Here is a 12,798-nt window from a genome sequence, read left to right on the forward strand (position 1 = left end):
TTGTGTTGGACCGAACCTTGGAGCCGGCCCGGAACACAGCAATTGAAGGCAGGGCAGGCGCATTCGTGACCTGCCGACGCTTGGAATTGTCGAATTTTGTGAAACGCAAGGGATCTTCTGTCGGGGTCTCTTGTGGGGATTTCAACGTCACGTCTGAGGATGCATAATGTCGGCCAGTAATCTTTCAACTTTCTACCGCTCAAATTCGCTACAGTCCGCAAGGGGTTGGCCGGGCCTGAAAGTTTCCCATTTTGCGACCCAGCATCAGCAAAGTGCATCGTGCTTCGAAGCGATGCTGTCCACTTGTGTGCTGGCAGACAAGCCCGGCTCTTTCGCGCAAGGGGATCTGCCAGCGTCGAATCTTGATTCGACAATGGATAAATTGCGGCAGGACCCTTTGGGCCATCTGGCACCGGATGTCTTGACATTGAATGGCTTGGAGCAACACCCACTGGATCTGCTGCCGCCAAATATGAGGGCGGCTCTCAAGGAGGACCAATCGCAACGCTCCAAGGCGACTGAAGCCCAACATCTGCTCGGCGTCACTCCGAAGATCGAGCCGGCTCCCAGGCCGAGCCCCGGAATCACGTGGAACGGTGGGTCGCTGACCACGGCTGAGTTGCAGATTGTTGCGGTACTCAACCGTCACAAGGACCAATGCCCGCTTACTTGGAAGTCGTTGACCGACAAAGCCAATGATCCCTCTACGCCACCGGATCTGAAAGCGGCGATCCAGGGACTGCAGCAGGATTCGGGACTTTTTTATGCGATTGGCTCGCAGGGCGACGGCCGCTGTGGAGGCAAGATCAACGCCAAGGACTTGGCCGGATTTTCAAACCACCACCCACAAGTTGCTGCATTTCAGGAAGCCCAAGCGCGAAGCTACGAGCAGAACTACATACCATCCGACGGCAGCGGAGGTTTGCAGCCTTCGGTCATGACCTTGAGCGATGCCTTGCGGGAGTTTTACCGGTACTCCGAAAATCTGTCCAAGGACCTGAGTCTGGATGAGTTCAAGAAAATGGTCGGCGGCGAATCGAAAAACGGCAAATTTCCGCCCCAGGTCATTGCGGCGGCGCAATATTTCCTCGATCACCCCGATGCTTGGAACCAGTTGTGCGGTGGCTCGAAAGGGAAGATGCACAAAGAGGATTTCCTGCAAGTCGCCTCATCGTCGATGAGCCTCACGCAAACTGAGCTGAATACGGTCGAGATGATCAAGGACCATCAGGACACGTTCTTTGGAAGCGGTGTTCTGACTCGCGACAAACTGGCGAAAATGAAAGACGACAAGAGCCTTGATCCGAAAGTGCGGGAAGCAGCCTCTCAGCTCCTTTCAGATCCTCTTTTGTTTGGCCTCCTGAACAATTCGATCACGGGCTATAAGACCCATCATAAATTCTTCGACTTTGGCGGCGGGCATACGGTTGATTCCGGCAATATCAGCAAAAAAGACTTTGCCCATTTTTGCACAAACATGTCGTCTGCGAACCGCAACGTTCAGCAGCCAATCACCCACGGCGCCCAAACCGCAGAAGAGCAGAATGCCGTCGCGGACATGAAGATGGGCCTGATGGACCAGCCTGACATTAAGTCAGCCAAAAAGAACGGCGGGGCCGTCATGCACGTCGTCGACTCCGTGCTCAAAATCGAGACGAAAGTGCTCGACTTGGCGGCAACGGCGGTGGGACTGCTCAGCTTCATTCCGGGCCTCGGACAAGTAGCCGATCTTGCCTCGATGGTTCTCGAGGCTGAGTCGCAAGCAGCCAATCTCCTGCGTACGGCCATTAACGGAGGCGATATGAAGCGAGCGCTGGAGGAAGCTGGCCTCAATATGGCCGCGCAGGCGATCGGCCTTATCGCAGGCCCCGAGGTCAAGCTGGCCATTCGAAATGGGCTCGTAAAGCACCTGATGGAAGAGGCCTTGGCGGCAGGCATTGATCTTTCGGTCTCGACGGCGCAGGACTACGCAGAAGGCTATGTGAATAACCTCAAAGCGCGCCTTGCAGGCGGCCCTGAGCAAAGCCTAGGCCTTCCGAGCATGCCATCATTCCAGAGTGTGGCAAGCAATGTGCCCTTCGTCGGCATTGCCTTATCCTAGCCGTCGCCTTGCGCGGAAGCTTTGGCTCGCGCGCTGACATAAGGGTCATTGTGGCACAAGCAGGGGTTCATCCGCATCAACGCAAGCGGTGTTCCTGACGCCATCTGGATCGGACTGTGAGGGGGATGTCCGAAGTCTGTGAAGACTTCGGTATATGACGACTTCAGAGTTACGCTGAGCCCAGCCATCTCGAGCCGGTGCGCCGGGTCGAGGTTTTCACGGGCGCCGGCCGGTAGCGGGAATGGTCTCCGGAAGGCACGGCGCGGATGGTGGCGGAGCGGCGCAGCCGAAGGAACGGCTGTCGCGCGCCCAGGGCGGCCTCCCGAACAGCAGACGATGATCTCCTGCCTTGGGCCTATATCCTCGTGCCACGCTCAAGGCAGTCGGCTGAAAACAGCGCTGATTTAAAACAGCATTATCCTGCACTGCACCCTCGATCCTTGCGCTCACCGATCGCTCGTCGACACGCACGCGGTCAAGTCGTTATCGGCGCTATGCCGATGGGCTTCGAGAGCAAGGTGGACGCTGAGCGGTGCGTCAGCCTCAGGGCGCGGCTGGCCAGCTTTGGGTCTCACGCTCTATGACGGCAACACCCGGCTGATCCACTTGGCCTGTTCGCGGGCTCCCGGCAGCGGCGCGGAAGCCACGGTCCGCCTTCCTCGGCTTCAGGCCAAAGATACCGCAGCATGCTCCAGAGCTATGTCTGCCGCCTTCGCCCCATCGTCGCTGGTCATGTGGAAAGGACAAGCAGGCTACGCACCCTATAATCCCGTCGGGCAGGATTCGACAGTCGACGGCGAGACATTCGCCAAACCTCCCCCTTGATTCTCAGCAACGTTAAAAAAAATTCACATAATGTTCGTGAGTGTAGTCTCCTGTCAGGTGGTACATTAGCCCCAATATCTGGCGTCTTAGTCGTAGAAAGGACTGTGATCTATCTTCCATTAGCATCCATACCAGCGGATTTACAGCAAATGACGAGAGAGGTCTCATGCGGATTGATGGGGATAGAAGGGCTAGCGGCTTGCTGCATCCCGTCCGGGTTGATGCTAACCAATGTTGACACTGGTAAATCGCCTAAGGACGGCAGCGCATCTTGATCGCCTTCGAATCCTGGGCCTTTGCGCGCATGCGGATCTAACCGTCGGCGAGCTGGCCGATATTACCGGTCTGCCTCGCGAGCAGGTTCGACGCCACGTTCGGCGGCTGGTCAGAGCCAACTTTCTTTGCTGCAACGAACAACGTCCGCAGTCTTCGTACCATATGCAAGCAGGAGGCAAGGATGGCGAGCTGGCTCAATTGGTGGTCGATCTCCTGCCCCACGATGATGGCCATCATAAAAGAGACCTACAACGCCTGGAAGCAATACAAGACGCGCGGTTGAAGGGACCGCCTGCTTGATCGTGAAATAGATCAGTCCAAATGGAGCGCGACTACCATGGATAACTCCGCCGGCGGCGCCATCGCGCAGCCCGACACTTACGGGCGGCCTCACTTAGCCGCCGTCGACTCCCGCGTTCACGAACTGCTTCTAAGACAGGAGCGTCAGGAGCGGACAACTCTCAAACTGATCGCCTCCGAGAACTTTGCCTCCTCGGCGGTGTTGGAAGCGACCGGGTCGATTTTCACCAACAAGTATGCCGAGGGATACCCCGGTGCGCGCTACTACGCCGGAAACGAGATCGTCGATGAGCTTGAGACCCTCGCGATCGAGCGCCTGAAAGCGCTATTTGGCAGTGAACATGCCAACGTCCAGCCTTATTCAGGCTCGCCAGCCAACCAGGCTGTCTATCGCGCGCTTTTGAGCCCCCGTGACAAAGTCATGGGCTTGCCTTTACCCGAAGGCGGCCATCTGACTCACGGTTGGTCCGTCAATTTTTCCGGCAGCGATTATCAGCGCGTCCCGTACAGGCTGCACGAAAAGACACAGCAAATTGACTATGACCACTTGCGCGAGACCGCCAAGCGGGAACGCCCGAAGCTAATTTGGGTCGGCGGAACTGCTTATCCGCGTATTTTTGACTACGCGGCAATGGCCGAAATTGCTTCGGAGGTGAACTCGTATCTGGTGGCTGACATCGCCCACATCTGCGGCCTGGTTGTCGCAGGAGTGCATCCGAACCCCGTGTCCCATTGCGATGTGGTCACCAGCACCTCTCACAAGTCGATCCGCGGTCCCCGGGGTGGCTTCATTTTATCAAGGAATGAAGACCGTTATCAGCCCCTCCATCATCCGAAGAGCAAACACAATCTGGCCAAACGTATAGACCGCGCCGTGTTCCCTCTTCTGCAAGGCGGACCGCATATGAATACTATCGCCGCGCTTGCCGTCGCTTTGCAGGAAGCAGCGAACTCGTCCTTTCGTGTCTACGGTCAGCAGATCGTCCACAACGCCAAGGCTCTGGCCCAGGCACTTCTGGAGCGAGGTTATGAACTCGTCACCGGGGGCACTGACAATCACATGCTGATCCTTGATCTTCGGGACCGGTCGCTGTCAGGCAAAGCCTATGCGGAGCGCTTATCGCGTGCAGGCATCATTGCGAATTTCAATATGGTCCCGGGCGACCGGCGGCATCCGGCGCTGACAAGCGGCATCCGCTTAGGGACACCAGCGGTGACGTCCATGGGCATGCGCGAAACGGAGATGGTGCAGATCGCCGCTTTCATCGACTCGGTCTGCCGCCAGCCCGATGACCAGGAAGTTCATGCGAGCGTACGAAGAGACGTTGCCGACTTCTGCACTGCGTTCGATGTTCCCGGCATCCCCGACCGATAAGCCACCCCAATCCAGAAACTCCTCACTAACTCCAGCACTTGAAGCGAGGGCATTTTTATGACCAGGCAGTTCGTGTTCTCTTCCGAATCCGTCGGCGCGGGACACCCCGATAAGATGGCAGACAACATCTCCGATGCCATTCTCGATGCGGTCCTGCGCACCGATCCGAAGGCGCGCGTCGCCTGTGAAGTGTTGGTGAAGACGGGGATGGTCGTTGTGGCTGGCGAGATCACCAGCCATGCCCACATCGATTACAGCCAAGTCGCCCGCGATACGATACTCGATATTGGCTACGACGATGATGCGATTGGCTTTGATGGTCGACGTTGCGCCGTCGTTCTGGCCCTCACCGAGCAGTCGCCCGACATAAGCCAGGGCGTTGATGAAGGACGAGGGCAGGATCTCGGGCAAGGGGCAGGGGATCAGGGCATCATGTTTGGATTCGCATGCAACGAGACGGATACATTGATGCCCCTGCCGATCCAACTCGCTCACCATTTGACGAAAAGACAGGCCGAGGTCCGGAAAGCGGGACAGCTTGGCTGGCTGCGTCCGGACGTGAAATCTCAAGTGTCGGTACGCTACGAAGGGCTCCGCCCGGTGGCGCTGGATACCATAGTCCTGTCAACGCAGCATGACGAAGCGGTCTCACAAGCCACGGTCCGCGAAGGCGTCATTGAGGAGATCATAAAACCGGTCCTGCCGGCCCACCTGGATACTTCGGGGATCAGATTTCTGGTCAACCCAACAGGGCGGTTCGTGGTCGGTGGGCCTGCCGGCGACTGCGGCCTCACAGGACGGAAGATCATCGTCGATTCCTACGGTGGGACCGGGCGTCACGGCGGCGGTGCCTTTTCGGGCAAGGACCCATCCAAGGTTGACCGCTCGGCGGCCTATGCCGCCCGGTATGTCGCGAAGAACATCGTTGCCAGCGGCCTTGCGGAGGTCTGCGAGGTTCAGCTTGCCTACGCGATCGGCGTGGCCAGTCCGGTTTCTGTCATGGTCAATACCTTCGGAACCGCAAGGATCGAGGAAAAAAGGATCGAGCGCCTTGTTCTCGAGGTTTTCAATCTCCGACCGAAAGGCATCATCAAGATGCTTGATCTCTTACGGCCGATATACCGCAAGACGGCGACATACGGACACTTCGGGCGTGAAGAGCCTGAGTTCACTTGGGAGAAGACGGACAAAGCTGACGATTTGCTGCGTGAAGCCGGACCGGCAGCTGCGTGAGGGCGGCTGGATCAAGCGCATGCGGCAACCCATTTCAACTCGCGAGACCACGCCCGGCCGGCGTGGCAAGAAGCCGGCTCGGGTTTTGGCGGAGATTTTGATGCCGGATTATGACGTGCTTTGCATCGGCAATGCCATTGTCGACATCATCGCCCAGTGCGACGAGGAATTCCTCGAGACCAACGGCATCATCAAGGGCGCGATGAACCTCATCGACACACAACGCGCCGAACTGCTCTACAGCCGCATGGGCCCGGCGATCGAAGCGTCCGGCGGCAGCGCCGGCAACACGGCGGCCGGCGTCGCCAGCTTTGGCGGCCGCGCGGCCTTCTTCGGCAAGGTCTCCAACGATGCGCTGGGCGAAATCTACGCCCACGACATCCATGCGCAGGGCGTCGCCTTCGGCACCACGCCGCTCAAGGGTGAGCCGCCGACGGCGCGCTCGATGATCTTCGTCACGCCCGACGGCGAGCGCTCGATGAACACCTATCTCGGCGCCTGCGTCGAGCTTGGCCCTGAGGATGTCGAAGCCGACAAGGCGTCCGGCGCCAAGGTCACCTATTTCGAAGGCTATCTGTGGGACCCGCCGCGCGCCAAGGAGGCAATCCGCCAGACGGCGAAGCTGGCGCACGCGGCAGGCCGAGAAGTGTCGATGACGCTGTCGGATTCGTTCTGCGTCGACCGCTACCGCGACGAATTCCTCGACCTGGTGCGCTCGGGCACGGTCGACATCGTCTTTGCCAACAGCCACGAGATCAAGTCGCTCTACCAGACATCGTCGTTCGACGAGGCGCTGGCCCAGATCCGCAAGGATTGCCGGATCGCCGCCGTCACCCGCTCGGAAAAAGGCTCGGTGATCGTGCGCGGCGACGAGACCGTGGTGATCAAGGCGACCGCCATCAAGGAACTGGTCGACACGACGGGCGCCGGCGATCTCTATGCCGCCGGCTTCCTGCATGGCTACACGCAAGGCCGCGACCTGCAGACTTGCGGCGACCTTGGCTCACTGGCAGCCGGATTGGTGATCCAGCAGATCGGCCCCAGGCCCCGTCAGAATTTGCGCCGCGAGGCTGAGCAGGCGGGGCTGACCATTCCGGACGTTCAAACGAGTTAGTGGCCTACCTTCCCGTTGTGCAGGCTATCTCGCCAGAAGCGCAATCACGGAATAGGGAAATCCTGATGTCGAACATGATGAAGGCGCTTGTGAAGGCCAAGGCCGAACCGGGCATCTGGATGGAAGAGGTGCCGGTGCCGGAAATCGGCCCCAACGACGTGCTGATCAAGATCAAGAAGACGGCGATCTGCGGCACCGACGTGCACATCTACAATTGGGACCAGTGGGCGCAGAAGACGGTGCCGGTGCCGATGGTGACGGGCCATGAATTCGTCGGCACCGTTGCCGATTTCGGCGCAGCGGTCACCGAATACAAGGTCGGCCAGCGTGTATCGGGCGAAGGCCACATCGTCTGCGGCCATTGCCGCAACTGTCGCGCCGGGCGAGGGCATCTGTGCCGCAACACGCTCGGCGTCGGCGTCAACCGTCCAGGCGCCTTCGGCGAGTATCTGGCGATCCCGCAGCACAATGTCGTGCCGATCCCCGACGATGTGCCCGATGAGATTGCCGCGATCTTCGATCCCTTGGGCAATGCCGTCCACACCGCATTGTCCTTCGATCTGGTCGGCGAGGACGTGCTGGTGACTGGCGCCGGGCCGATCGGCATCATGGGCGCGCTCGTCGCCCAATGCGTCGGCGCGCGCAAAGTGGTCATCACTGACATCAACCCGGTGCGGCTGGCGCTAGCCAAGAAACTCGGCGTCCAGCATGTCGTCGACGCCTCGAAGGAGAAGCTGCGCGACGTCATGCCGGTGCTCGGCATGACCGAGGGGTTCGACGTCGGCCTCGAAATGTCAGGCGCCGCCCCCGCTTTCCGCGACATGATCGACACCATGAACAATGGCGGCAAGATCGCCATTCTGGGCATCGCGCCGACCGGCTTCGAGATCGACTGGAACAAGGTCATCTTCAAGATGCTGCATCTCAAAGGCATCTACGGCCGCGAGATGTTCGAAACCTGGTACAAGATGATCGCGCTTGTGCAGGGTCCGCTGGATGTCTCCGGCCTGATCACCCACCGCATCGGCATCGACGATTTTCAGATCGGTTTCGATGCGATGAAGAGCGGCAGTTCCGGCAAGGTGGTGATGGACTGGTAGGGATTGCCTTGGCCGCTATTCAGGAAAAGCTGACGACAGCACCTCTGGTCCGCCGGACATTTTCCAACTAGGGGAACATGGCTGGGTGGAGAGCTATGGCTCCGCTACGTGCGCTCGCTAATCATATACGGCGACGTATCGCGGCCCACCCGGTGACGGTCGATGGGGCAATTCGCTTCAGTCGATGACGGAAACCCGGTGAACCGATGCTGAGGCCCCGACGCGATCGTCTATTTCCTATGATCTGCGATTGAGGTCGAGGTGTTGCCGCTTTCAGCGGGTAAGATGCGATAGACGACTTCCGGTACCCTTCCGGTCAGCGAAAAGGAAGGCAACGAGCCGCATTGCCTCAAGCAAAATGTTACCAATAGTGTCCTGTTCCAAAGGGGATGGACAGGTCGTGCCATTCCGGTTCGGGGGAAGGATGGCGCGGCTCAGCATGGCGACACGGTGAAGCGGCGATCGTGGAGCTTTATTGCGGCGTTGACAAGCGGCGCATTCTGGATGAGTTCGAGGCGGTAACCGGCTATTATTCGCAAGCGCGCGATCCGTCTTATGAACCGTCGTGAGCAGAGGCCGTCTGCGGGCAAGAGCCGCAGCCGCTGTTACGGCAGCGATGTCCGCGACGCGCTCATCGTGTTGTGGGAGGATTCGGAGCGGCTGGGTCCGCATCGACGCTCGCGGCGGCCAGCGCCGCCGGGCAGGAATGAGTTCGCAGTTCGCCGCTCGGTGCCAGCCCGCACCTTCGGCGATTGGAAAGATCCGCCGCCCGGCTTTGTTGAGCGCATTCGGGCACGTCTTCGTCAGGGAGCTTCGTGCAGACGATGGTGCTGACCGGATTGCCGCCGGCTGGACCGATTGCATTCCGCTCCGCACGCGCGACAGCGGCAATGTGATCATGGCGATCAAGCAGGCCCGCTCCCGGTTTCGCTGACCCTGTGCTGCTGTTTGCCGGCATCCGCCCGCACAGGAAGAGCTTGTAAAAGTGCGGAAATCGAGGAGCCGTTGGTCGTCGATCTTCAGCCTGAACGCGGTCGTTTGCTGGTGCCGCAAATCGGCTGTTGCATGTACATCCCTGTCAGACGTCAGTTTTCCTCGCCTATTTTGGTGTCGAGCGCGAAGTGCTCCAACCAGATTGCAAGGCTTTTTGGAAATGAGAGCGGCTTTGCGCAGGGCGCTCCGTTGTTGAGCATTCAAGCTACCAAGCCAATGACGCGCAGGTTCCACCAGGCTCGCCAGCCTTGAAGGACAGCGAAAAAAGCAGAGCACGACAGACACAACAGTGCATCAGGACGCCGCAGTCGTTGAAGATGGTGCGCTGCATCCATACCGTGGATGCATTCGATCCAAATAATCGATTTGTTCAATCAGTTTCTCGAAAGCTAACCCTACCCTCTGTGGGAATCGGGCTCTGAGCCGCGACGCTGCCTTGCGAGCGCAGGGGCTGCACGTAGGAGAGATGATGCAACGAGAAATCGCACGCGGGTTGCTGGCCTCGTGGGTTCGCCGACCGGCGTATTTGAGCCCGTCAGTTGGTCCTCACCCGCGCCTATTGCCACCGAGCGACTTGCATGTCCCTCCGACTCGGACCAGTTCCGAGAGCTGCGACGAGTTGCGCGCCGTGTGCTCCGATCAGATGGCCGCCGGTGACGCGTTCGATGGGCCGTCCCTCTTCGAGAGGAGATGAAATGCGAACGCTGCTCGTGGATCATCATGCGGATCTTGCGCGCGCCATGCGACTTGCGCTCGGGGATGGCGGCTTCGTCGTTGATGTCGTTGGTACTCTGGAACTGGCTTCGAGTGCATTTTCTTGCGCCAGCTATGAAATTCTCCTGCTGGAATTGGCTCTGCCAGATGGCGATGGCTTGGGTTGGCTGAGGCAGTTGAGGACCCACGGGCATTCAGTTCCTGCCGTCATTATGAGCAGCCTTAACGATCTCGATAAGCGAATTGCGATCTTCAACGGTGGTGCGGACGACTTTCTGCTCAAACCCATCTCTACCGATGAGCTTATTGCCAGAATGAGAGCCATTCTGCGCCGGGCGACACAGATGACCGACCTGAGGCTCGTATTTGGCAATCTCGACTTTGATCCGGTCGCCCGCCAGGTTTTCGTTGATGGGCACCCAATGATGATCGCACGTCGCGAACTCTGTGTTCTAGAGCACCTGCTTAACCGGGCAGGCCGCATCGTGCCCCGTGCGCAATTGGAAGATCACCTCTATTCATTCAACGACGACGTGTCTGCCAACGCGCTTGAAGTCGGAATTTATCGTTTACGGGGACATCTGACCAGATCAGGTGCAACGCCACGGATCAAGACCATCCGAGGCATTGGTTACATCCTAGAATTGACTGACGCCTCGTCCGCATAGTTTGTCGAATCGAAAGAAGATCTATTTTGCTGATCCTTCAACATCCTTGCGCTGCGCTCAATTGGCGGGCGATCGCCAACAAGGTTACAAGACCTGCAGTGCCCCGTTACCTGGGCCATCTCCTCTGCGCGCTTATTGTGACTTTCCCACTTGGTGTCGCGGCGCAAAACAAGCAGGACAAAGGCCCGCCGCATGCGGCTTCGAATAGCATCAACGCCACGCTGACCCTTTCCTCTTCGCTCGGGGAGACCGTTCATCTGCCCGGGCCAGCCACGACCATCTTTGTTGCTGACCCCACGATCGCGGATTTTCAGGCGCCATCGAGCAAAACAATCTTCGTCTTTGGCAAGAAATCGGGGCGGACCAGCCTATTCGCCTTGGATGGCAATGGCGAGCCTCTCGCCGAATTGCGTATCGTTGTCACGCAACCGATCGGGGATTTACGCGCCATGTTGCGGGAGCAGGTCGGCGACTATCCCATCCGCGTCAACTATACGCCGCGCGGCGCAATCCTTAGCGGGACGGCGCCCGACGCAGAGGTCGCCGACACCGCAAAAAGAGTCACTGAGCAATATCTGGGCGACGGAGCGCAAGTCGTCAACAACATCAAGGTCGCTGGATCCCTGCAAGTTAACCTCAGCGTGCGCGTAGCCGAAGTCTCACGCAGCGCCATGAAGTCACTCGGCGTCAACTTGTCCGCCTTCGGTCAAATCGGCAATTTCAAAGTGGGCGTTCTAAGCGGAAGCGCTGCAAGCGCTGGGTCTGGTTCAACCCAGGGTGGCGGTACAGCAGAAATCGGATTCGACAACGGTGCCGTCAACGTCAGCGCGGTTCTCGACGCGCTCGCCAAGGAGCATATAGCTTCCGTCCTGGCTGAGCCGAACCTCACCGCTATGTCGGGTGAAAAGGCCAGCTTTCTCGCGGGCGGCGAATTTCCCATTCCTGTCCTGCAGGAAAACAGGCAGGTATCGGTTGAATTCCGTCACTTCGGCGTCAGTCTGGAATTTGTGCCGACAGTTCTCAGCAACAATCAAATCAACATTCACGTAACGCCCGAAGTCAGTGAACTGTCGACGCAAGGTGCCGTGCAAATCAACGGAATTTCCGTGCCGGCAGTTTCCACGCGCCGAGCCGATACGGTCGTCGAACTCGCCAGCGGCCAGAGCTTCGCAATCGGCGGTCTAATCAGGCGGAACGTCAACAATGATGTCAGGGCCTTTCCCTGGCTCGGAGAACTGGCGATCCTGGGACCGCTTTTTCGCTCGACCTCGTTTCAAAAAGAGGAGTCAGAACTGGTCATTCTAGTTACGCCTTACATTGTAAGACCAGGCTCCAACCCAAACCAGATGAGCGCACCGACCGAGCGGGCGGCACCGGCTTTGAACGGAGGGGGCGCTCCGACGAATTCCGTGACAAGTCCCCCGCGAGACCGCGCTGCTATCCGTGCGGGCGCGCCAAGCGCCCAGGGCGGTCTCGGCTTCATCATCGAATAGTGTCATCCAAAGATGTTGCGTTTTATAATCCTCTTTGTCGCTCTGGCACCAAGCGTAAGTGGCTGCACAAGCACTACGCCAGTTGATGTCGAACCATCGGCACCAATGCTTGTCCGAGAGGAGACCACCGTCCTGACGTTGCAAAGCCTGCGCGCTTCCGAACGGCAGCGTTTGCGTGTTTTCCTAGACAAGGCCAGTCGCGGCCGGTTCGATGCCATCCACCTCCTCATCAGCGGTTCGCCCCAGCTCAGCGCAGGGGTAGCCCATCAGGCCAGGCAGTTGGCAATCGAAGAAGACAACATTCAATTGCGCGATCAACACGACGCCGGCTCAGTGCGAATTGAGGCGATTGTCTATCACGCCCGTCCGCCGGTCTGTCCCTCATATGGTGCCTTACCCAATGAAGAATCCTTCAAACAGCCGCTTGGTTGTTCGACAGGACATAACCTGGCCGTGATGGTCAACGATCCGCGCGATCTGCTCGACAATCAGGCCGTCAAGGCCGGCGATGGCGATCGTGCTTCTGTACCAGTTGCAACTTACAGAACATTCGGGACGGATAAAGGTGGCTGATACCGCCCTTATCTCGGCAGCACTCCTACCGGA

9 protein-coding genes and 1 pseudogene are annotated in these 12,798 nt (G+C 58.7%); all 10 read left to right on the forward strand.

The window, feature by feature from the left end:
* The first annotated feature begins 166 nt into the window (after window positions 1–166).
* Window positions 167–2,101 (forward strand): HrpF/NolX family T3SS translocon protein, encoded by a 1,935-nt coding sequence (locus tag QAZ47_RS07055; protein WP_024505366.1) that lies wholly within the window; start codon window positions 167–169, stop codon window positions 2,099–2,101.
* A gap of 1,056 nt (window positions 2,102–3,157) precedes the next feature.
* A complete protein-coding gene (locus QAZ47_RS07060) occupies window positions 3,158–3,502 on the forward strand; it encodes a helix-turn-helix domain-containing protein (protein ID WP_082826567.1) in 345 nt (114 codons plus the stop codon).
* A gap of 37 nt (window positions 3,503–3,539) precedes the next feature.
* On the forward strand, window positions 3,540–4,877 hold the full coding sequence (gene glyA, locus QAZ47_RS07065) for a serine hydroxymethyltransferase (protein WP_063169266.1): 1,338 nt from the start codon (window positions 3,540–3,542) through the stop codon (window positions 4,875–4,877).
* Between the two features lie 57 nt (window positions 4,878–4,934).
* Window positions 4,935–6,110, forward strand: a complete 1,176-nt coding sequence (gene metK, locus QAZ47_RS07070; RefSeq protein WP_063169265.1) for a methionine adenosyltransferase — start codon at window positions 4,935–4,937, stop codon at window positions 6,108–6,110.
* Between the two features lie 100 nt (window positions 6,111–6,210).
* The gene (locus QAZ47_RS07075) at window positions 6,211–7,224 is read left to right on the forward strand and encodes an adenosine kinase (protein ID WP_063170366.1); all 1,014 of its coding nucleotides are present in this window, start codon (window positions 6,211–6,213) and stop codon (window positions 7,222–7,224) included.
* Between the two features lie 65 nt (window positions 7,225–7,289).
* Window positions 7,290–8,324: an L-threonine 3-dehydrogenase gene (tdh, locus tag QAZ47_RS07080; RefSeq protein ID WP_063169264.1), complete on the forward strand. Its 1,035-nt coding sequence runs from the start codon at window positions 7,290–7,292 to the stop codon at window positions 8,322–8,324.
* Window positions 8,325–9,038: 714 nt separating this feature from the next.
* Window positions 9,039–9,207 (forward strand): annotated as a pseudogene (locus QAZ47_RS07085) (transposase); the annotation flags it as partial.
* A gap of 805 nt (window positions 9,208–10,012) precedes the next feature.
* Complete coding sequence (locus QAZ47_RS07090; RefSeq protein WP_063169262.1) at window positions 10,013–10,699, forward strand: response regulator transcription factor; 687 nt, start codon at window positions 10,013–10,015, stop codon at window positions 10,697–10,699.
* Window positions 10,700–10,770: 71 nt separating this feature from the next.
* Entirely contained in the window at window positions 10,771–12,192 is a 1,422-nt protein-coding gene (locus QAZ47_RS07095) for a type II and III secretion system protein family protein (RefSeq protein WP_063170365.1), read from the forward strand.
* 12 nt (window positions 12,193–12,204) lie between these two features.
* Complete coding sequence (locus QAZ47_RS07100) at window positions 12,205–12,765, forward strand: CpaD family pilus assembly lipoprotein (RefSeq protein ID WP_063169261.1); 561 nt, start codon at window positions 12,205–12,207, stop codon at window positions 12,763–12,765.
* Window positions 12,766–12,798 lie beyond the last annotated feature (33 nt).

The organism is Mesorhizobium sp. WSM4904 (genome assembly GCF_029674545.1).
GTDB lineage: Bacteria > Pseudomonadota > Alphaproteobacteria > Rhizobiales > Rhizobiaceae > Mesorhizobium.